Origin of the sequence: Dyella terrae (assembly GCF_004322705.1) — a bacterium.
Classification (GTDB): Bacteria; Pseudomonadota; Gammaproteobacteria; order Xanthomonadales; family Rhodanobacteraceae; genus Dyella_D; species Dyella_D terrae.
This window is the reverse complement of the sequence record NZ_SIZZ01000002.1, coordinates 346,117-369,371: the sequence shown is the minus strand read 5'-3', so window position 1 is coordinate 369,371 and position 23,255 is coordinate 346,117. Positions and strand designations below refer to the sequence as shown.

The window sequence follows — 23,255 nt, the reverse complement described above, 5'->3', positions numbered from 1 at the left end:
CTCTGGGGATTACAACGCGTAGCTGAAGCCGAGGTAGTACTGGCGCCCGAACCACTGCAGGGTGCCGGTCTGCTTCTCGTTGCCGAAGTACGTCTTGGTCGGCTGGTCGGTCAGGTTCTGGGCCTGGAACAGCACGCTCAGGCCGTTGCCGAAGTTGTACGAGGCCTGGAAGTCGACCACGGTTTCCGGTGCGTAATACACCGTCTGCGAATCGATCGACATCTGCGACGCGATGAAGCGATCGCGATAGCGCACCGACACGCGGGTGTCGAAGCCGGCATAGCCATAGAACAGCGTGGCGTTGACGACATTCGGCGACAGGCCCGGCAGACCGATCTTCTGAGTCGGACCGGCGAGGTTGGTGGTCAGGTGCACCTGGCTCTGCGAGTACGAGTAGCTACCCGTGAAGCCCAGTCCCTTCCACGCGCCCGGCAGCATGTTGAACACCTGCGAGTAAGCCAGTTCGATACCGCGAACGTAGCCGCCCTTGTCGTTGTTCACCGCCGTCTGGTACTGGCCGTTCGCATACGGCTGGCCCGTCGCCGGGTTGATCGGCACCTGGATGCCGGCCGCCGCAAAGTCGAACGGGTTGATCGTCTGGTCTTCGATGAACGAGTCGATGTGCTTGTAGAAGAACGCCGCCGACAACGCACCGGACTGGTCCGGCATGTAGTGCTCGAACGACACGTCGAACTGCGTCGCGTAGAACGGATCGAGGAACGGGCTGGTGTTGCCCCACATGTTGTACGTGTTGCCGTCGATCCACGAACCGCCACCGGCCAGCAGCTTGTTGAGCGGCGGGCGCGACATCACCTTGGCGGCGGCAAAGCGCAGCTGGTTGTCGTCATCGAGGTGGTAGTTGAGGTTCACCGACGGCAGCCAGTCGGTGTACTTCTTGCCGCGACGGACGGGCATGTAGTTGTTGCTGGTGACGCCACGATCGTCGGTGAGCGGCACGCCCTGGCCGTCGCCCATGTTCTGCAGGCCCTTGGCGTACTGCGAGCTGTGCACCATGCGCAGGCCGAAGTTGCCGTCCAGGCGGCGACCGCCCACCTGCGTATCGATGTCGGCCTGGAGATAGGCGGCGAGGATGTCTTCGTCCACGCTGCCGCTCTGAATTTGCGTCCAGTCGTTCGCCCATTCCTTGCCCGGGTTCGGGGTCAGGCCATTGGCGGCAAGCACAGCGAGACTATTGATCGACAGGAAGCACGGGAAGCTGGACAGATTGCCCTTGAAGCAAACGACGTGCGAATTGCTGTTGCTCAGTGCCAGCGGTGCCTGGCCACTGTTCTCCCAGTCGCCGAAGTCATTGCCGTATTCCCAGATGCTTCGATCCTGCGAGTACGTGCGCTGCGAGTAGCGTGCGCCGCCTTCGAAGGCCGAGAAGAAGCCGTTGTCAGTCAGATCGTAACGGACGTCCAGGCGAGCGGCGCGGCTCTTGTCCTTGTAGACGTACGGGTAGACACCTACCTTGGCGAGGGCCATCTCATTGAGATTGGTGTAGCCGCGATTGAACGACAGCGACGGGATGTTGAGGTTCTTGAGCAGGTACGTGACCGACTCGTCCGACACGACGGCCGGGCTAGCCGTACCCATGCCGACGAACGGCAGGCCCCAGGACACGCCATTGGTAAAGTCGCTGGTGGCGCGCGAGAAGCCGACGTCGCCGGTGATGGTCCACGGACCGCCAGTCCAGCGCGCATTCAAGCCCGCGGAAGCCACGCTGGTCTTGGTCTCGTTGTCGTCGTTTGTGGTTTGAACGGTGAAGTACTTATTGCCGTTCTGGCTCACCGTGCCGCCGGTAATCGCGCCATTCTGCTGAACGACCGGATCGGTGAACGTGCCGTTGGCGAGCGTCTTCACGCGGAAGCCGCGACCGAACGAGTTGTTGTCGAAGTTGGAGTAGAAACCGTCGCCCTTCAAGCGGAAAGAGTCACTCGGACGCCACTCGATGGTGGCCATGTATCCCTTGCGACGTTCGGTACCGCCATTCTGCTGCAGTTCGAAGCCTTCCGAGGTGTAATTCTGGCCTGGGAGAACCTGGTTGTTCGGCAGATTCACGGCGGTCGGGTTGTACTTGAGACCATTGAACTGATCAGCCACATGCGGCTGATACATCTCCGCAAAGCCCACCGCCGCACCCAGCGTGTTGTCCAGGAACTTGCCCTGGAACGAGGCGCTCATGCGGTAGCCGTTGCTCGGTGCGCCGTCGGTTTCCTTGGAGCGGTCGTTGTAGCTGCCGCGCAGGTTGAAGTTGGCGCTGTACTGCTTGCTGGCGCTCAACGGGTTGACCGTTTCCATGTCGACCGTGCCTGCGACACCGCCTTCGATCAGCGACGCCTTGGGCGACTTGTACACGGCGGCCTGGTTGATCAGCTCCGACGGGTACTGGTCGAACTGGGTGACGCGGCTGCCGCTGGTGGCGGCCTGCTCGCGACCGTTCAAGGTGGTCTCGATGAAATCGCCGGACAGGCCGCGGATGTTGATCGCGCTGGACTGGCCGCCGATGCGCTCGGAGGTGACGCCCGGCAGGCGCGAGAGCGCGTCGGAAATCGACACGTCCGGCAGGCCGTTGATGTCGGCCGCGGTGATCACGTCCTGGATGGTGTCGGCGTCGCGCTTGATGTCGATCGCCTGCACCACGCTCTTGCTGAAGCCGGTAACGGAGATGGCGCTGAGGTCCTTGGCCTTCTTGGCCTCAGCCTCTGCCTGCTTCTTGGCGGCAACGTCCTTGGTGTCGGTCGTGGTGCTGGTCTGGTCCTGGGCCGCATCAGTGGCGGCCGCCGCCGGGGCTGCATCACGATCGGTGGCATGCACGGCCGTAGCCGCGCAGATACCAGCCGATGCGAGCGCCAGGGCAAGCAGATTGCGCTTGAGAATCACCGTTATCCCCCTCCCTCGGGAGTGTATTTTTCTATTGGTCTTTCGTCGTTGCCGCCGGGCCCCCATCGCCCTCGGCGGGCTGCGCGTCCGTTATTCGGCCCCAAGACCTGTCTCGTCGCGTGGCGGCCATGGTAGGCCGGCCCCAACTTGCGAAAAGTCCCATGCATACGTATTCATCCCGCGGTTTTTTTGTGCACTTGTGACAAAAACACGGGGCCGATGCGGCCATGACATGCGCGCGCCGGAACCTTGGGATGGGATGGGCCAAGCATGCCACGAACGCCTGCAAAGCAAGGCCCGCGCTTGCATTGACGATCCTCGGCCGGGCGTTGCGTTCCGACGCCGAACGCGTTCGCACACGCACCTGCTGCGCCGCAATATCCGCCGTTTTTGAATACGTATGCAGAGAAATCATTGCAGTCGTATGCAGCATTTAAGCTGCCCCGCACGCTGCGAACCGCCCCGGTGTCGCGCGAACTCATTCTCGGGTCGAGCAACAATGACAGATGCACCCTGGTGGCGCGGAGCCGTCATCTACCAGATCTACCCCCGCAGTTTTCTCGATACCAATGGCGACGGCGTGGGCGACCTGCCGGGCATCGTCGAGAAGCTCGACTACATCGCGAGCCTGGGCGTGGATGCGATCTGGGTGTCGCCGTTCTTCAAGTCGCCCATGGCCGACTTCGGCTACGACATCGCCGACTACCGTTCGGTCGACCCGCTGTTCGGCACGCTGGACGACTTCGATCGCCTGCTCGCCAAGGCCCACGGCCTGGGCCTGAAGGTGATGATCGACCAGGTGCTCAGCCACACCTCCGACCAACACGCCTGGTTCAAGGAAAGCCGCGAAAGCCGCGAAAACCCCAAGGCAGACTGGTACGTGTGGGCCGACGCACGCGACGACGGTTCGCCGCCCAACAACTGGCTCTCGCTGTTCGGCGGCGTGGCCTGGCAGTGGGAACCGCGCCGCGGCCAGTACTACCTGCACAACTTTCTGACCTCGCAGCCCGACCTCAATTTCCATAACCCGGACGTGCAGCGCGCGATCCTGGACGAGGTGAAGTTCTGGCTCGACAAGGGTGTCGACGGCCTGCGCCTGGATGCCATCAACTTCTGCTTCCACGACAAGCTGCTGCGCGACAACCCGCCCAAGCCGGCCGAGCGTCGCGTCGGTCGCGGCTTCAGCCCCGACAATCCGTACGCGTTCCAGTACCACTACTTCAACAACACGCAGCCGGAGAACCTCGCGTTCCTCGAAGACCTGCGCGCCTTGATGGATCGCTATCCGGACGTCACTGCGCTGGGCGAAATCTCCTCGGAAGACTCCCTCGCAACGACCGCCGAATACACCACCGGCAAGCGCCTGCACATGGGTTACAGCTTCGAGCTGCTGACCAACGACTACAGCGCCGGCTACATCCGCCATACGGTGGAAGCGCTCGAAGCACAGATGAAGGAAGGCTGGCCCTGCTGGGCGATCTCCAACCACGACGTCGAGCGCGTGCTCAGTCGCTGGGGCGGCGAACACGCCAGCGACCCGCTCGCCAGCATGCTCACCGCGATGGTCTGCTCGCTACGCGGCTCCGTCTGCGTCTATCAGGGCGAAGAACTGGGCCTGGGCGAAGCCGACGTGCCGTACGAAGCACTGCAAGACCCCTACGGCATCACGTTCTGGCCCAACTTCAAGGGCCGCGACGGGTGCCGTACGCCGATGCCGTGGAACGACCAGCCGCACGCCGGTTTCAGCAGCGCCAGGCCGTGGCTGCCGGTGCCAGACGCACACAGCGTGCGCGATGTAGCACGCCAGGAACGCGACCCCGCATCGGCCCTGCAGGGCTTTCGCCGCTTCATGCAGTGGCGCCATCAGCAGCCGGCCCTGCGTTTCGGTGCGATCGAGTTCCTCGATGCCCCGGAGCCGCTGCTCGTGTTCCTGCGCGAGCAAGGTAAGGACATCGTGCTGGCCGCGTTCAACCTGTCGGCGGAACCGGTGACGCACGCGCTGTCGGGCGTGATGGTTACCGAGATCCTCGGCGCCCATGGCCTGGTCCAGGGCCAGTGGCACGACGGCGCCCTCACCCTCCCCGGCCACGGCGTCCTGTTCGCCCGAATAACGCGCACCTGAACGCCTCCACGCAACGTGGACGTTCTGCCGATAAGATCGGCCGACCATCCACGGAGGAGCGATTCATGCGCGCACTGCTGATCATCATCGGCCTGGTTCTCGTTGCCGGCGGCATCTGGGTCCTGGCCGGCCAGGCCAGCTACCAGCAAACCGACACCCTGGTCCAACTGGGCTCGGCCAAGATCACGGCCACGCATGACAAGGCGGTGCCGAACTGGGCGGGTGTGGCTGCGCTCGTCGTCGGCGGCCTGGTTGCGCTGGGCGGGTTTCTCAAGCGCTGATGCTTCTTACGCTCACGGGCTTGCCGGCACGTGTCGGCAAGCCCGGCGCAGCACGCTGGCGGCCCATATTCCGGCCATCCGGGAGATCAGTAACGCTGCTGGGTGTGCCAGCGCCACGCCGTTTCAATGATGTCGTCAATCCGCGTATAGACCGGCGACCAGCCCAGCTGCGCACGCGCACGTGCGCTGGACGCCACCAGGACAGCGGGATCGCCCGGACGTCTGTCCACCATGTCCCGCGCAATCGTCTTGCCGGTCACCCGCTGCGCCGCTTCGATGACTTCGAGCACGCTGAAGCCCTGGCCATTGCCCAGATTGAACGCATGCGCACCCGGGTTCTTATCCAGGAACGCGAGCGACTGCAGGTGGGCGGCGGCAAGGTCGTCCACGTGGACATAGTCGCGCACGCAGGTACCGTCACGCGTCGCATAGTCGGCGCCGAAGACCTTCAGCCGGCTGTCGCCCGCCATCGCCGATCGCAGGACGTTCGGAACAAGGTGGGTTTCCGGCTGATGCGACTCGCCGATGTCGCCCTCCGGCGAAGCCCCGGCGGCATTGAAATAGCGCAGCGACACGGAGCGCAAACCATAGGCTACCGCCGCATCGGCCAGGATACGCTCGACCATCAGCTTGCTCGAGCCATACGGATTGATGGGGGCGGTGGGATGGTCTTCGTCAATCAGATCCGCACGCGGATGACCAAAGACCGCCGCCGTCGATGAGAACACCAGGCGCGTCACGCCTGCGGCCTTCATGGTACCCAGGAGATTCAGCGTGCCCGTCACGTTATTGAGGTAATAGCGACAGGGATCAGCCACCGACTCGCCCACCAGCGACAAGGCGCTCAAGTGAATGACGGCATCGAACGGCCCATGCGACGCGAACGCCGCTTCGATCTCGTGGGTGTTGAGCAGGTCGCCGAGGATGAAGGCGCTGTCGCCCACGGCCTCACGATGCCCGGTCACGAGGTTGTCGAAGGTGACGGCTTCATGCCCGCTGCGCGAGAGCGCCCTCACCATGTGCGAGCCAATGTAGCCAGCCCCGCCGCATACCAGCACTTTCACTGAGGTTTCCCCTGCCCATTCGAATGTCGCGGAGCGTACCTCGAAATGGCCACCCCAGAGCATCGAATCCGCATTACGGCGGCGAGGACTGCCTTCCCCATCACGAATCCATCGTGGCGGAGCCCAGGGTCGTCAAAGGGTGTCGACGTATCGGAAGCGGGTCGCTCGGGTATCGCCCTGGAATCAATGCCCGGGCTGAGGCGCCCCGTCCGTGGCTTGTGGCCTGCCAACTCTATCGAAACCGGCCCGAAAGTAGCTTCGATATCGGCGAAAAATCGGTCTTCGGGTTACTCCGTGGCCTCTGAGCCACATCGCTCTGCCCCAGAGTTGATCGGCGCCTGTTGAACCCACCCCACAAGGCAGCAATAGCGATTGCGGCGCCGGCTCCCAGCAGGGTAACGAACATCCCAAAGGGCGTAGAACAACCCAGGGATTTCCCGCCTTCTCCATACTGGCTAGTCGGAGATCTATCGGACAGCATGGGCAGGTGGTACAGCTAGGAGAGAAAGCCGGCAACGATGATTGTCATCGGCATGGCGAGGGCAATGAGATAAGGATTTCTCACAGATGGCACCTCACCGCACCCACGATTTCCTGCAACCCCGAGGCCGATCTCATTCGCGTGAATTGCATGCCGACACCGCAATGGACAAGCCCATCTCCGCTGCGACACGAATTACCTGGCTGTCCAGCGAAAATTCGAGGGACTCTCCCACGTTTCCCGACGCCGGGATTTCGCAATAGAAGATATCCAGGAAGGCATCGTCCACGCCGTCGAGTGCGCGAACGTTGATGTGTTTGTCGCGGAAGCTGGAAAGGACCTGTAGCGCAAGATCCGATACACCCGAGTGGTCGCTCTTGATGGAGTAGACCCAGGTATGGGTCATGTAGCGGGCGTCGATGTGAGCGAGCGCAGACCGCCTCTCACCCTTTCTGTTGATTTTCGTAGGCTCGATCTGCAAGAGGTCAGACAAGGCGTCCGGATCGAGCATTTCGCCTCGAATGTATATCGATACCTGAGCAAGCACATTGGGCTCCAGATAAACGTGCCGAGCAGTTATAGCCAGCGCATGCCGACTGAGCGATGCATTCTTGGTGAAGACCCAGAGCAGCACCACGTGACTTGGTGGCACCAGGTCAGTGCATCGCCCCCCTTGGAAGTGAATTTGGCACCGTTGGAAAAATCTGGGGCAGTCCAGGGGTATCTCAACGAGAGCCATGCCGGTCCAGGTCGCCTAGATCCGTCGATTACTACAGGATTCGCCCTTTGGTTTCTGAGATAGTCCAAGCGTCTGCCGCAGAGACGCGTGCCCCGGATAGATAATGTCGGCAATCCTTTCGCGACCCTGATCACAACCACCAACTAGAGTAAGGCACTGTTGGTTACCAGAAGCGTCTTTGAAGCATGCTTCGACGGATCCACCATCGGGTGCGAGCTTGAACGCCAGATCAGCGGCAAACGGATCTTGCGAATCATAGAGAATGTCGAAGTCGATTTTGCAGACCTCCTGACTTCTCTCAGCACACTGCGAATCTTCCTTCAGAGCTCTCGCTAGATCGGAAGCGAATATTTCTTTGAGCTTCACTTGAGACTCGAGGGCCAGTGGCACAGATCCAGCTGGCTGCGTCGTGCCAAACACTGCAACCCACGCATACTGCTTGTACGCGGCCTCGGCCAAGGCACCCAAAGCCACCTCCTTGGCGGCACCTTGTGCGATCGCAGTAACATGGAATATCAACAGAATCATAGCCATGATAGGCGCAAATCTTTGAGCCTTTCTCTTATTCATTGGCAATTGCACTCCTCCCCAGCGGTCCCACTTGCGTCGCTTGGGCGACAGATTCTGTATGAGTTGGCGCCCTCATATCTCCGGCTGGCCCAGAAGCGCGGCTGCTTAAAATCAGATACCCAGCCGTTACCACTTCCGGTACCGGTAGAGCCCTGAACTGGACCGGCCAAACTTTTGTGGACACATCCGAGACCCTAATTGAGGGCGACATCAGAGGTTTCTACGAAAGCTTGGCCGGTCCATTACCTCAGTTTTTCCATTCCAATCTTGATGCCTAAACCTACGCACGCAATTGGCGCAAACTGAAAAACAAATCGGGCTAGCGGACCTAGGCCGAACAGCAAGTATGCCAGACCATAAACGACAGTTAACAAGACCACCATCTGTACCAATGTGATCCCCAAGACTATCCAGAACCGTCTTCCGAATTTTCTGCTACTTGCAGTCACAAGGAGAGCTCGCTTTCAGTGACGGGGCCAGGTTGAGCCACCCCCGATATCTCGGACGGGTTAATTAAGCTACCGGCCGATTGTGCTCGTAGTCGACCGGCGCTTGGTAGCTCAGACTGCTGTGCAATCGTTGCCGGTTGTCGAAGACCTCGATGTAGTGGAAGACCTTCGCCTTGGCCGTGTCGATATCTTCAAACGGAACCTAAGGGGTCAGAACACTTTTCCTGCAGCACCATGCCCTCGACTCAACTCGATCAGGCAACAACAGAGGCCGAACTGGACCGCATTGTCCCGGCTTGACCACAAGGTCGGCCCGACCTCACGGGGTCGCCATTGAGTCAGGCCAGTTCTAATCCCCTGTGTTTACAAGCTTTCAGGCGACGCAAGATCGAGGCGATCGCGCGCGTCAACTAGCTCCTCGCTCACTTCACCAATCAGCTTTATGAAATCACTCAGTGGCGCCACAACTGGTTCGATGGGCTCTCGAAGAACAGCAAAGAACTCAATCTCCAACCTCTTATCAGGCCGCTCGATCTTTATCCGACAGAGTATTTGGTCCTGATATCGAATTTCGGCTGCGAGATATTCAAACTCAACCGGTGAAACGAAGTCCACGTAGAATTTGCCATCCATATACATTTCTACTCCAGCCTGGGCATTCGAACATCAAGAAAGAGAGCCTAAGAGATCGGAACACTTTTCCGACAAGAATTGGTGACGCCACCGACTTACCGTCCGCACCGCCACTGAGTAGCTGTCGCCCTTCCCCAACGGCAGCTTCAACATGCCAGGGCCGTCCCGCCTCAATGCAGCAGATGTTCCGCACCATGCAGTACACCGCGGAACTACCGACAGCCCTGCCTCCTTCAAGAGCAAGACTCCGGATGCTACTTACAGGCACGCGGCCAGCCTCTCCCCAGCCTGACCAGCCCTATTTGAGTCGACTCGCCTCGTCGAACACTTCGACAATCGCACCATCGGCTACAACACGACCTTCGAGCAGTTGAAACTGAGCACCAACTAGTAGCTCGTGCCGAACCTAATGAATAGACAAGAATCTTACGTTGAGTTCGTAGCTTTCACCCAGGCAGAGAACAGTTCCTGAGTGAAACACTCTGCAGTCATACGCATCGCCACTCTGAAACCGAACCGGACACCCGTACCAATCGCCGGAAACGCGTGCACTTCGGCCTCCTTCTGTGGGAAGTCGAAACCTAACCCTGATCTTCACATCGGGAGAAATGATCATTGAGTCTCCATATAGATCTGGGCATAAACCTTGAGGCTGTCGAGATAGCCATAGCCGTCGAGATACTTGATCAGATGTGTTCGCCGGCGAGATTTCGTGGGGAAATCTCAGACTCCGGCGCTGGGGTTGGACCTGGGGGTTGGATTTAGATTCGGCAGGCAGTTGCTCCATCGTAGCGGCGGCCTTTATGCCGAATGGAATCTAAGTCAGATTGCGCCACTTCACGCCAGTTCGGATCACCCATGCCTTCCACGTGCTTGACCGCCACATTCATTAGCTCATGGTCATCACGAACGTTGTACTGCCCGGTGGCCTCCATTGCACTGAGTAGAGCCACGATGTCACGCGTCGTTAGATCATCAAGCGGACCAGAAAGCGTCACCCGAATTCGTTCGACTCCGTGAAGACCATTCAGTGCAAAGCAGTCGGCTAAATAGGTCGCAGGCGGATGGCGACGCTGATTTCCGTAGAAGTACAGTTTGAGCTGCTCATCTACCGAGTGGCGTGGATATGATCTGATTTGCTCGATCACCGACTGCTTAAAGAAGTCCCGATCGTTCTTTAGCTCACGCTGACCCGCACATCCGATCAGCCCCATACACAGGAACATTACGCCATGCAAAAGCTTCATTTGCGCACCTCACACCCACAACTGATTCCATTTGCCTTTAGATCGGCCTCCAGTAACGGAGCCAGGTTCACTTCTTGATACAAGCCCCGCCCAATCCACCGGCTCAAGATGGCAGCTCCCCAAGATTCGTTGGCGCACCTTGCCGATGTGCCACCAACCCCACCTTGCACTTCCACCGGTCGCCTACCGAGCACTTCTCTAAGGAGTACGTACCTATGATGCACCAGCTTCCATCCGCCAAGGTGAGGCGATTCTCTGGATTTGGGCCGCAGCATTGGCTTATGTGTATGTGAACCTGGCCCCGTTGTTGGCTCTGCCCCAAGGCCACCGCGCTAATTGCAAAGGACCACACTGGTTCTTCGAGATATCACCTTCCAAATGTCGCCTTTGGATCCGAACTTGGCATTGACTTTCGAAAGCTGCATCGCTCCATTCTTTACGTCGCGATACGTCCACTCCCCGCCGCTCGCCTCATCGATAGAAGCGTCATCTGTCGAAAGAACGACATTGGCGAACTGGACGACATGCCCTGCCACCGTGACAAAGTAGGTTGCTTGCTTGTCTTCGCCAAAGACCAGACCACGGATGCTGTCACCACGTTGGCAGACCGCATACTTGAAGATCGTTTTTGCAGATAAGCGCTGATTGAGCATGTCATCGAACGAGGCATCCTGTGCTTGCGCGCCAACTCCCATCAATGCCGCCAGCCAGAAGAACGTACATTTCATCGCGCACTTATTGGTATTCACGGGAACTCCGGCAGCCGCCCCCTTAGGCCCACCCTCTTTGGTGAAGATTTGAGCGGGCTATCTAGGATCGAAGTAGTGTTCGGGCGCTTTGTTATAGGTAGCACTGAATAGATGTTGCATGCAGCCACGGGGCCGGCCGCCGAAAAACTGTTCTGACCCCTTAGGTCAACCAACCTCATCAACAAGAAGGCCCTATTCGGTTCTTCGCGTCGGCAGGGAGGCGCTCGTCAGAGGCTGGCCAGCTGAGCCCACTGCAAAGTGGCTGGAACGGTTGGTTAGGCTACCGGTCGAGGTACTTGATCAGATGTGTTTGCCAGCGTGAATTCGTGGGGAAACCTCAGACTCTGACCCCGGGGTTAGTGCCCACCCCGGGGTTAGTGCTTGCGCGCTAACTCCGATCACAAGTCAGAGCCCGCTGACCTATGGGGACATTTGACAGCTGGCTCCATATTTTTTCTTCAGTGTTGCAGCGGACATGGATCGGGAAACCCTGTGCGTCTGGCTATCAATCGCGACGCCGTAGCACATGGTCGAGGTCGGACCGGAACGTTCTGGTCCCAGCGTTACGCCGACGGACAACACAAGTTCATTTCCCTTCCAAGATGCAAAATTGGGAAGGTAAAAGATGACCTTTTCGAAGCCGGGCCCTGCGCTCGGACGCTCCCGAAGTATGTCGGCATTCAAATCGCCTTCTTCAGCTACTTGTCCGTCTCCCGACAATGTAAAGAGCATGACCTCATAGGTATTTGATACCGGACTGTTGATGATCAGGAGCCTTTGACTGTCGGGCGACCAGTTCACAGTGCCGGCGCGCTGGAGCGTTATCAGGGGCTTCGTAGAACCATCTCTGCAGAATCGCAGTATCACAGGCGTCTCATTTTCGTCCGACTCAAGATTCGGGTGAACTTCTACTTGAGATGCACGATCAGGTGCACTCACTGTGATCCTTTCGCTCCACTGTATGTCGCCGTGGTGTAGACGTGCGCTGCCGCAGGGCGGCACCCCTGAGGCCGCGAGCATGACCAGGGCTGCAAACAGATTCATGAAGGTAGTTCTCCATCCTTAGAGAGAAGTGGGACATTTGGCAGGAACATCATCGGGAAACTCTATCGTGACAGACATCGTCTGCACACCGAATTTGCCACCTGCCGTTGTTGTAGGAAACCGATACACGTCAAACGCTAGGCCAGGCTCTGCTTGGAGGTTCTTATCGCCGTAGTCAGAAACCGTCAGCGCCCCGCCAGGCCCACCGAGCCTTGTGATCGAAGCTTGATCCGATGGAGTGATCTTGATCTTCTCTCCGTACATCCTCAACTGCCGTCTCGAAAGGCCCAGAAAGCCAACTTGCACAGCCACCGTCCCGAAAGTCCCTCCTCTTATCGAACCTCCTGCTGCCGCGGGATACTCTGAATATAGGGCTCCTTGAGCTTTGGCTTGATTTCCGCCGACCCCCCTCAGTACTGCGCTAATGGGAGGGCATTTGCAGAGGCCAAATGGGTCGATAAATTGAACGGGACTAGATTCTGCATAAGCATACGTATTGCTGCCGCCAAGCAATCCAATGGGATCAGACTGGAGGTATCGACCCTCCTGCGGGTCGTAATCACGAAATCCATTGCTCCAGTGCCCTGTTTCCCCGTCATATATCTGCCCTGGCAATCCGATATCCACATCAGGAACCGGGCCAGGTTTATTTCTTGATACAAGCCTCGCCCAATCCACCGGCTCAAGATGGCAGCTCCCCAAGACTCGTTAGCACACGTCGCCGATGTGCCACCAACCACACCCTGCACTTCCGCTGGTCGCCTACCGAGCGCTTCTCAAAGGAGCACATATCGATGATGCACCAGCTTCCATCCGCAAGGGCGAGGCGATTTTCTGGAGTTGGGCCGCAGCATTGGCTTATGTGTAAGTGAACCTGGCCCCGTTGTTCGAGGATTTTGCTCGCTTTTCAGGTGTCCGTGAAATCGGGGGTAGTCCACCCCGTCACCTTTGATACTAAGAAAAGAGGATGGAGGTAGTTAAAAGGGGATGGTCCACTCCGTCCCCTTTTGCGTCGACCCTTTTTTGCGCGAGTACCTGGATTCAAACAAGTGACTCATTTGAATCACTCACCCGCACACCCCTTCATTGGAAGCGCGCCTCGATCCGACGGAACAACGTGGATATCCCACTTCCGCTTCAAGGTCTCAACGACCAAGTCTGCGAACTGATGTGCCTGCGCTGGATTCGATCCTTCGGAGAAACCGATAGCTACTTCATATTGAGACAGACCAAGATTCCCAGCAGACAAGCCGACACCGTCCTCGCGCTCTACGCCAATGTTTATGAGCCGATAACCGGGATCCTTCTTTAGCCGCACCAAATCTGCCTGAGTCTCTTTACTCCGATCAACAAATGACATCTTCTCTGAATGTGCGATCTCCTTCATCGTACTAAGGAACATGACAGCACTTTGCTCACTACCTAAACATGTTTGAACGAGCAGAAAGGGGCGCTTACCTGTGCACCCAGAGAGCAGTCCAAGCGTAGCAATTAGAATGCAGACAAACCTGCTAGTACCCATATTCATTACAAGTGTCCAAATTCGCATGAAAGTGCTACTAGTGCAGCAAGCCCGCCAAATAACGCGTAGCCAATAGCATCATTCAACATTGGATTGGGCCCGGATCCCGTTCCACTAACAGTTACATATGAGCTGAATGCGTCGGGATATTCGGTGACCTGCCACGTCACAGTTCCAGGGTAGAACTGGTGTCCGGGCAGCGTCGTATTGACAATTGTCATGGTAGATGGATTGACATACTGGCTTATCTTGTTATTTCCGCCATTCCCCACAAGTGTGATCGAAGGGGTAAATCCTGGTCTCGCCCGCGGAGCGCCAGGAGCACTTACGTTCGCCTGCGATATCATCGCGAAGACTCGTTGACCACTGCATCGCGTGAAGAAGGTGGCGCTATAATTATGCTCATTGGGACACAACCCTAGGGCATCGGTGTTCTTGATCGGGTTGCTCCGGACATAGGCATAGGTGCTTACGCCTCCACTTAAACCAATAGGATCAGATTGGAGGTAACGCCCTTCTAGCGAGTCATAGTCTCGAAATCCATTGTTCCAATGACCTGTCTCACCATCGTACACCTGCCCTGGCAAGCCGATATCTAAGTCAGCCAAGCCCTGCAGTACAACCTTGCGATCGAACGCATAGCTCTCAGCACGCCATACGACTACCGCAGCGCCGTTGGAGACTGACTCCGGTCGACCCAGGTGGTCGTTATGTAGGTAATAAACGGTGCCGTTTCGCACCAGAGCTACTGGCTCACTGTTTGCGTAGATGTAGTTTGTCGTGCCAGAGGGACTGACTTCAGTTGCGAGCCTTCCACCCTGATCGTAAGTGTAGGAGAACGCACCTTTGGGGCCACTCTTACTAACCCGCTGACCAAGCGCATTTACCTGATAGTACGTTGTTCCAGAGGGATACACGGGCCCGGGACAACTATTGCTCGATGCCTCGCAATAAGTAGTGGCGTTATTTTGCGTAACCGAACCAAGCCGATCGAATGCGTCATAGGTATAAGTTGAAATAGACCCACCCAGGTTGCGCGACAACCGGTTGCCACTGCTGTCATGTCCAAACGTTATACCACCGCGACTTGCCAACCAGTTGGTTCCCGCCGTCAAAGTCACCGTCTCGCTAGTTGCCCAGCTCTGCTGAGTTCGATTTCCATTCGGATCGTAAGCGAATCCTTGAGCACCAAGAATCGGACTTGTAATACCAGTCAGTCGAGACAGGTCGTCATAGGCGAAGGTTTGGGTCAAACTGGGATAGAGATTATTAGTGATGCCAGTTATGCGATTTCGCGTATCCCAACCATAGGCCAGTTTCTGCATGTACGTCGTACCAAGATTGGTCGATATGGAGGTAATGCGTCCATCCAGATCGAAATTTCGGCCGCGAAAGACAGAGTTTCCGAACGACATGTTCTGGAGCTGATCCGCCGCGTCGTAGTACGTGGAGAAGATCTGCTTAGTCACACCAAGAATTGTTGTGCTTATCTTCGCAATCCGGCCTGCGGCGTAGCTGTAGGTGACGCGAAGGCCGGAGTCGTAGTCCATGGTCGCGACGCGACCCTGGCCGTCGTAGCCGTAGCTCAGACTGTGCCCTGCAAAACCCATCGGCGTAACCGACTGACTACTTATCCAACCCTGTGGCGTGTAGCTATAGCTCGTTACGCCAGACGGATCGCTTGTGCTGCACAACCGACCGATACCATTAGTGCAGCTGTCAAACGCGAAATTCTGCGTCTGACCACCCGCGGTAATAGTTGTGACGCGATCCAAGCCATCATAGGTGTAACTCGAAGTTTTGCCATTTGCGCGACTTTGCCCCGTGCGCCGTCCGAAGCTATCGTAAGTAAATGAGGTAGTGCCTGTGTCGGGGCTTACCTGCCACCACAGCTGACTGAATGCATCGTAGCCATATTGAGTGGTCAAACCGCGAGGATCGACAACGCTCGTGGTCTGGTCACCCTGGTCGTAGCTCCGCCAAGTGTGCCCACCACCTGCATCGGCAATATGAACCTGGCGATTGAGTGCGTCATACTCAAAGCTAGTTACCTTGCCCGCGGAATCAGTAATTTTGGTTAGATTTCCATTGACATCGTATGCACGTCGAACATTTTGTCCGTTGTTGCCGCGTACTCCGATCAGCTGCCCAAGCTCGTCATAGTCAAAAAACGACTTGGTTGCCACAATGGTCGAGTTCAGCTCGCGAGGTGTGCATGGTGGCGGCGCCATGACAATGGCCTTACTTAGCTTCATTGAGGATGCGCTCAATGAAAATTCGTCGCAGCCTGGATCAATGGTCCAGCGGGTAACGTAATTCTGTTTGACAACAGATAGTACGTCACTGTTGGCGTTGTAGGTGTAGACCGTCTGCTTAATGGTGGAGTCTGTGAACCCGGAAACCTGGCTGCTTGGCGACGAATCAACGACCTCCTCCGACTTTGTCAGGCGGTATGCCGCGTCGTAGGTGTTGTAGATCTCGCGCCCGTCCGGCAAAGAAATCCTAGTGACCTTTCCGAAGGCGTTATAGACAGTTTTTGTAGTTTGTGCCGCGCCGTTGACCACTTTGCTGACACTTGCCACTCGGCCAAGTGGATCGTACGAAAAATTTGTAACATCCCCATTTGGGTCCGTCACCGACCCTGGTAGACCCAATCCATTGTGGCCCGAATATGTGGTCGCATGTCCCAATGCGTCGACAACCGAGATTAGATCGCCAAAGCTATTGTAGTTATAAGTAACCGCACTTCCAGGAGTGGGTCCTGTTACGACGGTCTTGGTTACGATTCCATTCGGTGCCGTAGTGTAGGCAAAGCTCGTGGTGAGGGTTCGACCGGCGCCCCCGTTTGCGCCAAGACTAGTCACCGTTATCGATGCCACTCGTCCATTTGCAGTGTACGTTGTGTCTACCTGCTTGTACCCCGCTACTGTCGAACGAACCAAACGATCGTCCGCATCCCATACATTGGTGGTCAGTCGGCGATCAGGAGCACCGGCAGGCGCATCTGCATTTTCAATCACCTGCAAGAGGTGACCTTTGGCATCAAAGTCAAAGTCGGTGACTATTCCACGATAGTCGGTTACTCGGTCGCGGTTACCGTTCGCATCGTAGGTTACAGAGGACTGTCTCGCCGGACAATTCGCAGAAGCCAGACCCTCCGTGCTCACCAGCTTACCTTTGTTGTAAGTGTACTTTGTCGTCAACCCGAGAGGGTTCGTGCCAGTGACCTTGAAATTGTCACCACCATCGGTCTCGTAGCTAAAGGTGTGCTTGTTCACACCGTTTGGGCTCGTTGTGAGACTACCCATGTAATTGCTGTCGTACTGAAATGAAGAAAACAGAGCGTTGTTGTAGGAAACGCTCGTTAGCCTTCCATATATGCCGTCATCAAATTGAATGGTAGTTGTGGGCGTTCCACCATTCGCTGTATTGGACACTCCCGGCCAGACGACCTTGTTGACTCTATTGAACGAAGTTCCAGGGCCCGTATAGTTACCCACATAAGAGTACTGAAATACGTTGCCAGCAGGGTCCGTGATTGAAGTCAAACGATAGCCAGTCCATGTGAGCACAACTGCGCGCCCAGAGGAATGGGTGACCTTGGTCAACAGATGGTCAGTGGTCCAGGTAAAAGACCACCCGACGCCATGCTCATTTAGAACGGACTTCGGAAAACCCGATTTGTCATAGGTTTCGAGTGTTCGCTCCTCCGAACTGAGCGTGTAGGTTCCATCGGCGTTTTGAATGATCGCCGCGACGGGGGATGCACGATCCTCGACCCACATTTTCGGCGAGCCACCTACGTAATTGAACTTGATCTTCTTACCGTCAGTGCGCTGAGCCCATATAGGCTGGTCGGTCGCATCGCAGGCACGATTGGTGCCCGGAACGGCGTAGCAAAAGCTGTCTGGCTTGCTCGTTGTGAGCAACAGTTTGTAGTCAAAGCTGGTGACCCAGTGCTGACCTAGAATTCCTATACCATCCCAATAGGCGTTGTACGTTCGATCGAAGGTAAGCCCCATCTCTCCGGCAGCGGCAAAATCATTCTGCGGCTCAATGACGTTTCCTGTCGCAAAAACAATTGGGTCGCCACCCCATTGGCACGGCGTCATATGGTCTGCGTTGCGATCTTCGGGATTAGGAATTCCATTCGCGTCGTAGTCACCTGGATTAACGGTCTGAGCAGTGTCACCGCCGCCGCTAAGCATGCCTCCCCATCCCGGGATCGCTGGCCATGCCATAGGCGAGTACTGAGCATGTACATCCATTTTCCTTGGGCCGTCGTAGAAGCCCTTGACGAATACGCCATTCAAGTTGGCCGCATTTTGTGGATCGGCCGCATAACTCACGCCAGAAATGCCGCCAATTCCTACCGTCACGGTGATGGCCAGCACTCTAAGAATCGAACGCTGCAAGAAGATCCTGTTCATTGCGCCCTCAACAATTGCTTTTTGGTTGGAGTTCGATTCTTAGTAGATGATCTTTGCGAGTTCTACGAATTCAGCCAAGGCCGCTTGGCCTTGCAGTGCGGGGCGGCCTTCACCCTTACGCACAGACACTTCCGATCGAAAATCGTCTTCACTCGATGTCACTGCAACAGCAGCGTTTGCATCGCGGATGGAGGACAGAAGGATGGCTTCAAGACCTGAGAAATCGCCCGACAGGCAGTAACTCATCAGAGATGAGTAATACGCTGCCCGATACCTCGTCAGTACTATCGACAAAATCAGAGCTGCGGAGGCTGCATCCAATCCACCGATACGACACAGACGAATGAACATGGCGCGAGCCGCTCGTCCGTTGCCATCGGTCAATGGGTGAATGGCCATAAATTGGCACATGATCAAGAACGCGACGGGCGCCACGGCGTCCATGCTCTTGGGTTCCAACGACCTTATGGCCTCGTAGAGATCACCAAGAAGCCTATCGAAGTGTTTGGGGTGCGGTGGCACATAAGCGAGCTGCCCTTCTAGCCCCTCCACCACAACTGCGCCTACTCGAACAACTGATTCCTTTTTGCGGAATTTGTTCGACCTGAACTGAGATGCGAGTTTCCCGAGATCTACGCGATGAGATGCTGAAATGGGCAATCGAATGGCACGACTGAAATCGGCGAGACCAGTCGTCATAGTTTCGAGAGGAGAGTAGGAGGCGTTTCCATACGAACTCTCGGACAAGAGTTCGTTGGCAATCCGACTTCCGCATGCCGGGACAACAAGCACGGCCTGTGCGTAGCGCGCCGCTACTGCTGACTGGACTTTGAGCCCAGCAGAGACCGCAGCCAGATGTCGCAAGACACGACTGGATATGCATCCCGGTATGGTCGAACCCAAAATGCGATCGCCGCCGAGCCTGATCAGCTCAGTCGACCACTCTCCCTGGGTCGATAAGATCTCTCCTTGCCCCCTGATCATCCGGCCCCTTTCCAGATGGTCCTATCCCAACCGCAGGAACTTTCGCGGCAGCGCATTTATCTGCGCCTTCATGTTCGGCGTCAAGCCCCCCCTATCGGTACTCGAATGACCGATCTCAAAGGTTGACGGCCGAGGTTGGGATCAGAGGGCGATCCCGGTGGCATCGACAGTCATTGAACGACGGCCAGCAGCATTGAAGATGCGGTTCGCGAAGTTTGGCGCCCGCCCGCCACCACGCGGGAATGCGTCGGCGGTGTTCGCCCTGAGATTTGTCCGCGCTCTTTGCGACCGACCAACGCTCTCTACTGACAGACACGCCACGCGCAAATTTGTTAGTGTCCCCTTCGCTGCCTGTCGCTCTGCATTTCCATCGAAACACAGGCAGCGCATCGCTCCATCATGAAGCGAGAAGCGCGGGCCTTGGGTGTTAGAGCACCACAAGACCCGCTGACCACCACCAATAGAAGGCTATTGAAGATGGCTACGCCAAAGTCTACGGCAATACTCCCCCCGCCGCGCCCACAAAGCGGCCCCCTCACCGATCCCCGGGACGTCCGCACCCTCCGCAGACGCGGTTGACGAACGGCGGCCATCCGCCGCGCCCGGATCGTTACAGCGCTTTCGAGCACCTCCGTCCTATTAGCGGAGGACGGAGGGTGGCTGGCCGCACCACTTTGCAACCAAGCCTTCCGGCGCCCGGTCACGGGCAGGCCGGTGAGCCTTCATGACTTGAGCGGTGCTTTTTGCACCACGCGCGGCGCGTTCGTGCTTGCACGGCGTGCCGCGTTTGTGGGAGGGACACAAAATGGATAAGGGAAAACGCCCGGTATCGGGCGATGCGAAACTTCGGAACTCCGCACTGGACGAGTCGCGCGAGCACATTCGCGATGTGGTGGAGTGTTGCTCGATGGCGCGCGACACGGCTTACAGCGTGTACGAACTGATGGTGCCCTTGAGTCGACCGGAAGATGAAGCGTGGCGTCGTGAACTGAAGGCGCTGCGACGCTGGCTGGACAACGCGAAAAAATCTGCCGTACTGGCGTTGGAGGGCCTGCCGTAGAAGGTCTTGGATATCCATCCGGAGTCATTCGAAGCTCACCCGACAACCCGCGAAGATTGAGACGCCTTTGCCCGATGGCGAGTACCGTCGGCACGGACGTACGAACGGCTGAAATCGTTCTTCGCGAATGCGAACCCGAGTGAATGACCGGCTGCACGTGTACGGGCCGGCCCTCGTGCCGGCCCACGGCGGGACGCCCCAAATCCACAGGATTCGAGCCAGCCGCGCACCCCCAGGCGCTACAATGGGAAGATGGATGTCTCGCACCTCATCGACAAGCTGAACGACGCGCAGCGCGAAGCCGTTTGCGCTCCCCCTGGCCACTATCTCGTCCTCGCCGGCGCCGGATCCGGCAAGACCCGCGTGCTCACCCACCGCATCGGCTGGCTGACCCAGGTGGAGCACATTCCGCCGTGGGCGATTCTGGCGGTGACCTTTACCAACAAGGCGGCGGGCGAGATGCGGGCGCGCCTGGATCAGTTGATCCCGGGCGGAACGCAGGGGCTGACCGTGGGCACGTTCCACGGCATCGCCCATCGCCTGTTGCGCCGCCATTGGCACGAGGCGGGGCTGCCGGAGGGCTTCCAGATTCTGGACAGCGACGACCAGCAGCGCATCGTCAAGCGCGTGGTCGCGGGGCTGGGTTTGGACGAAGCGAAGTTTCCGCCGCGCCAGGCCACCTGGCAGATCAACAGCTGGAAGGACGAAGGCAAGCGCGCCGACACCATCGAGCACCACAACCATGCGGTGACTCGTACGTATGTGCAGATCTACCAGGCCTATGAGGACGCTTGCCGTCGCGCCGGGCTGGTGGATTTCGCCGAGCTGCTGCTGCGCGCGCACGAGTTGTGGCTGAAGAACCCGTCGGTGCTGGAGCATTACCAGCAACGCTGGCGTTACTTGCTGATCGACGAGTTCCAGGACACCAACACGTTGCAGTACGCGTGGATTCGCGTGCTGGCGGGCGCCAGTGGCCAGGTGTTCGTGGTGGGTGATGACGACCAGGCGATTTACGGCTGGCGTGGCGCAAAGGTGGAGAACGTACAGCAGTTCCTGCGCGATTTCCCGGGCGCACGCACGATCAAGCTGGAGCAGAATTACCGCTCCACGTCCACCATCCTGAAAGCCGCCAACAGCGTGATTGCGCGCAATGGCGGGCGCCTGGGCAAGCAGTTGTGGACGGCGGGCGATGAAGGTGAACGCATTGCGCTGTATGCCGCGTACAACGAGCAGGACGAGGCGCGTTTTGTCATCGAGCGCATTCGTGAGTACATCGCCGAGCATGGCAATGCGCGTGATTGCGCGATCCTGTATCGCTCCAATGCGCAGTCGCGCAACTTCGAAGAGCAGTTGATCCAGCGCGATATTCCGTATCGCGTGTATGGCGGCCTGCGGTTCTTCGAGCGCGCGGAAATCAAGGATGCGCTGGCGTATTTGCGTCTTTGCTCCAATCGCCACGACGATGCGGCGTTTGAGCGCGCCGTGAATACGCCGCCGCGTGGTATCGGCGACCGCACCTTGGATGTGTTGCGTCGCCGTGCGCGTGGTGAGAACACGTCGATGTGGGAGGCTACGCTCAACGAGTTGACCAGCGGTGGCGAACTGGCCGGTCGCGCTAAGAATGCAGTAAAGGCGTTCCTTGGCATGATCGACGAGATGGCACGCACCTTTGCCGGCCTCGGCAGCGATGGCGACTCGGAAGCCACCGCACTCGCCCTGGCCGAGCAGATCGAACACGCCATTACGCATACCGGCCTGCGCGACTTCTACGAAAAGGACAGCCGCGGCAATGCCGAATCACGCGTGGAGAACCTGGACGAGCTGATCAACGTCGCCAGTCGCTTTGAGCCGACGCAGGACGATATCGATGCGGGCTTGAGCGAGCTGTCGGCGTTCCTGTCACACGCGGCGCTGGAAGCCGGTGAAGGCCAGGGCGAAGCCTGGGACGATTGCGTGCAGTTGATGACGCTGCATTCGGCCAAGGGGCTGGAGTTCCCGGTGGTGTTCCTGGTGGGCATGGAGGAAGGGCTGTTCCCGAGCCAGCGTTCCGTCGAGGACGAGGGCCGATTGGAGGAAGAGCGCCGTCTTGCCTATGTGGGAATCACCCGTGCGCGCGAACGCCTGGTGATCACGCATGCCGAGTCGCGTCGCATGCACGGCGTGGAAATGCTGGCACGGCCTTCGCGTTTCCTTGGCGAGATCCCTGCCGAACTGATCGACGAAGTACGTCCGCGCGTGCAGACCAGTCGACCCATGTACGCCGGGCGCTTTGCGGACAACACGCCGACCTTGCAGGAAGACCGTCCGGTGCAACTGGGGCAGCGCGTGAGCCATCCGTCGTTTGGCGAAGGCGTCGTGGTGAGCGCCGAAGGCAGTGGTGCGCACACGCGCTTGCAGGTGAATTTCGAGAGTGCCGGCAGCAAGTGGCTGGTGGCGGCTTATGCGAATTTGACGGCGCTCTGATGAGCGGTAAACGGAGGAACGGGGAACAGTAAACAGTCAGAGCAGGTGGCGCAGCGACCTCCACCGCTTTCTCAGTTCACCGTTCACCGTTCACCGCAGGCGCGCAGCGCCGCGCCCTCCCCCGCAATTCCTTGCGCCAACGCAACGATCACACCGCCCGGAACTACCATCGGCGTCTCCCGGTCCATGGCAGCACCTATGCCAGACACCAACGACAAATCGCCGCTGGACCACGACATCAGCACGCATATCTTCACCACGTCGGCAGCGATGGTGGGCGTGTGCATTACGGTGATCGGGATACTGCGCGTGATCATCGCGATCCGGCAGGCGGACCTGATCGAAGACGACATGTTTGCCGTCAACGCGATGCTTTACCTGGTGACCTGCCTGATGTCGTACTGGTCGCTGCGCACGCGTAGCGTGCGGCGACTGCATCGACTGGAGCGTATCTCCGATACGCTCTTTTTAGTGTCACTGGCGATGACGACGGTGAATGCGGGTTTCCTCACCTGGGCCTTGTCGGCCCATTGA

At 58.0% G+C, this 23,255-nt stretch carries 18 protein-coding genes and 1 pseudogene; 6 read left to right on the top strand and 13 right to left on the bottom strand.

Translation table 11 applies throughout. The features are described 5' to 3' along the window. Positions 1-9: 9 nt before the first annotated feature. Positions 10-2,883, bottom strand: coding sequence for a TonB-dependent receptor (locus EYV96_RS12520; RefSeq protein WP_205746163.1), 2,874 nt, complete (start codon positions 2,881-2,883; stop codon positions 10-12). Between the two features lie 499 nt (positions 2,884-3,382). Here EYV96_RS12520 and EYV96_RS12515 point away from each other — a divergent pair, with 499 nt between their 5' ends. Then, a complete protein-coding gene (locus EYV96_RS12515; RefSeq protein WP_131151882.1) occupies positions 3,383-5,005 on the top strand; it encodes an alpha-glucosidase family protein in 1,623 nt (540 codons plus the stop codon). Between the two features lie 65 nt (positions 5,006-5,070). After that, positions 5,071-5,286 carry a hypothetical protein gene (locus tag EYV96_RS12510; RefSeq protein WP_131151881.1) on the top strand — a complete coding sequence of 72 codons (216 nt, stop codon included), beginning with the start codon at positions 5,071-5,073 and terminating at the stop codon, positions 5,284-5,286. Between the two features lie 86 nt (positions 5,287-5,372). Here EYV96_RS12510 and galE read toward each other — a convergent pair whose 3' ends face one another. The 7 genes from galE to EYV96_RS12475 all read right to left on the bottom strand — a co-directional run bounded on the left by galE (position 5,373) and on the right by EYV96_RS12475 (position 11,218). After that, positions 5,373-6,350, bottom strand: coding sequence for a UDP-glucose 4-epimerase GalE (gene galE, locus EYV96_RS12505; RefSeq protein WP_240732508.1), 978 nt, complete (start codon positions 6,348-6,350; stop codon positions 5,373-5,375). 614 nt (positions 6,351-6,964) lie between these two features. Continuing rightward, complete coding sequence (locus EYV96_RS12500; protein WP_165488674.1) at positions 6,965-7,468, bottom strand: DUF4279 domain-containing protein; 504 nt, start codon at positions 7,466-7,468, stop codon at positions 6,965-6,967. 117 nt (positions 7,469-7,585) lie between these two features. Then, positions 7,586-8,104, bottom strand: a complete 519-nt coding sequence (locus tag EYV96_RS12495; RefSeq protein ID WP_131151878.1) for a hypothetical protein — start codon at positions 8,102-8,104, stop codon at positions 7,586-7,588. A 549-nt stretch (positions 8,105-8,653) separates the two neighbouring features. Further along, complete coding sequence (locus tag EYV96_RS12490) at positions 8,654-8,776, bottom strand: IS3 family transposase (protein ID WP_131152449.1); 123 nt, start codon at positions 8,774-8,776, stop codon at positions 8,654-8,656. A gap of 176 nt (positions 8,777-8,952) precedes the next feature. Then, complete coding sequence (locus tag EYV96_RS12485; protein ID WP_131151877.1) at positions 8,953-9,222, bottom strand: hypothetical protein; 270 nt, start codon at positions 9,220-9,222, stop codon at positions 8,953-8,955. Positions 9,223-9,983: 761 nt separating this feature from the next. After that, positions 9,984-10,469, bottom strand: a complete 486-nt coding sequence (locus tag EYV96_RS12480; RefSeq protein ID WP_131151876.1) for a hypothetical protein — start codon at positions 10,467-10,469, stop codon at positions 9,984-9,986. Between the two features lie 332 nt (positions 10,470-10,801). Further along, positions 10,802-11,218 carry a hypothetical protein gene (locus EYV96_RS12475; RefSeq protein ID WP_131151875.1) on the bottom strand — a complete coding sequence of 139 codons (417 nt, stop codon included), beginning with the start codon at positions 11,216-11,218 and terminating at the stop codon, positions 10,802-10,804. A 169-nt stretch (positions 11,219-11,387) separates the two neighbouring features. On the opposite strand from EYV96_RS12475, the pseudogene EYV96_RS12470 reads away from it, so the two are divergent. Continuing rightward, positions 11,388-11,540: pseudogene (locus EYV96_RS12470) on the top strand (IS4 family transposase); the annotation flags it as partial. Between the two features lie 98 nt (positions 11,541-11,638). Here EYV96_RS12470 and EYV96_RS12465 read toward each other — a convergent pair. From EYV96_RS12465 to EYV96_RS12445, 5 genes are all read right to left on the bottom strand, one after another. After that, positions 11,639-12,262 (bottom strand): hypothetical protein, encoded by a 624-nt coding sequence (locus EYV96_RS12465; RefSeq protein WP_131151874.1) that lies wholly within the window; start codon positions 12,260-12,262, stop codon positions 11,639-11,641. 18 nt (positions 12,263-12,280) lie between these two features. After that, complete coding sequence (locus tag EYV96_RS19050; RefSeq protein WP_338068496.1) at positions 12,281-12,889, bottom strand: RHS repeat-associated core domain-containing protein; 609 nt, start codon at positions 12,887-12,889, stop codon at positions 12,281-12,283. 436 nt (positions 12,890-13,325) lie between these two features. Beyond that, complete coding sequence (locus tag EYV96_RS12455; RefSeq protein WP_165488673.1) at positions 13,326-13,790, bottom strand: hypothetical protein; 465 nt, start codon at positions 13,788-13,790, stop codon at positions 13,326-13,328. Beyond that, complete coding sequence (locus EYV96_RS12450; RefSeq protein ID WP_131151871.1) at positions 13,790-18,214, bottom strand: RHS repeat-associated core domain-containing protein; 4,425 nt, start codon at positions 18,212-18,214, stop codon at positions 13,790-13,792. Before EYV96_RS12450 ends, EYV96_RS12455 begins: the two co-directional genes overlap by 1 nt. 39 nt (positions 18,215-18,253) lie before the next feature. Then, positions 18,254-19,198 (bottom strand): Fic family protein, encoded by a 945-nt coding sequence (locus EYV96_RS12445; protein ID WP_131151870.1) that lies wholly within the window; start codon positions 19,196-19,198, stop codon positions 18,254-18,256. A gap of 805 nt (positions 19,199-20,003) precedes the next feature. Between EYV96_RS12445 and EYV96_RS12440 the strand changes: the two genes are divergently transcribed. The 3 genes from EYV96_RS12440 to EYV96_RS12430 all read left to right on the top strand — a co-directional run bounded on the left by EYV96_RS12440 (position 20,004) and on the right by EYV96_RS12430 (position 23,255). Continuing rightward, a complete protein-coding gene (locus EYV96_RS12440; RefSeq protein ID WP_131151869.1) occupies positions 20,004-20,258 on the top strand; it encodes a hypothetical protein in 255 nt (84 codons plus the stop codon). A 252-nt stretch (positions 20,259-20,510) separates the two neighbouring features. Beyond that, the gene (uvrD, locus tag EYV96_RS12435) at positions 20,511-22,721 is read left to right on the top strand and encodes a DNA helicase II (protein ID WP_131151868.1); all 2,211 of its coding nucleotides are present in this window, start codon (positions 20,511-20,513) and stop codon (positions 22,719-22,721) included. A 186-nt stretch (positions 22,722-22,907) separates the two neighbouring features. Beyond that, entirely contained in the window at positions 22,908-23,255 is a 348-nt protein-coding gene (locus EYV96_RS12430; protein ID WP_165488672.1) for a hypothetical protein, read from the top strand.

Coding starts and splice junctions, on each gene's coding strand:
- EYV96_RS12465 (WP_131151874.1), bottom strand. CDS start 12,262: ATGAATCTGTTTGCAGCCCTGGTCATGCTCGCGGCCTCAGGGGTGCCG.
- EYV96_RS12510 (WP_131151881.1), top strand. CDS start 5,071: ATGCGCGCACTGCTGATCATCATCGGCCTGGTTCTCGTTGCCGGCGGC.
- EYV96_RS12515 (WP_131151882.1), top strand. CDS start 3,383: ATGACAGATGCACCCTGGTGGCGCGGAGCCGTCATCTACCAGATCTAC.
- EYV96_RS12455 (WP_165488673.1), bottom strand. CDS start 13,790: ATGAATATGGGTACTAGCAGGTTTGTCTGCATTCTAATTGCTACGCTT.
- uvrD (WP_131151868.1), top strand. CDS start 20,511: ATGGATGTCTCGCACCTCATCGACAAGCTGAACGACGCGCAGCGCGAA.
- EYV96_RS12485 (WP_131151877.1), bottom strand. CDS start 9,222: ATGGATGGCAAATTCTACGTGGACTTCGTTTCACCGGTTGAGTTTGAA.
- EYV96_RS12440 (WP_131151869.1), top strand. CDS start 20,004: ATGGATAAGGGAAAACGCCCGGTATCGGGCGATGCGAAACTTCGGAAC.
- EYV96_RS12450 (WP_131151871.1), bottom strand. CDS start 18,214: ATGAACAGGATCTTCTTGCAGCGTTCGATTCTTAGAGTGCTGGCCATC.
- EYV96_RS12430 (WP_165488672.1), top strand. CDS start 22,908: ATGGCAGCACCTATGCCAGACACCAACGACAAATCGCCGCTGGACCAC.
- EYV96_RS12445 (WP_131151870.1), bottom strand. CDS start 19,198: ATGATCAGGGGGCAAGGAGAGATCTTATCGACCCAGGGAGAGTGGTCG.
- EYV96_RS12495 (WP_131151878.1), bottom strand. CDS start 8,104: ATGGCTATGATTCTGTTGATATTCCATGTTACTGCGATCGCACAAGGT.
- EYV96_RS12480 (WP_131151876.1), bottom strand. CDS start 10,469: ATGAAGCTTTTGCATGGCGTAATGTTCCTGTGTATGGGGCTGATCGGA.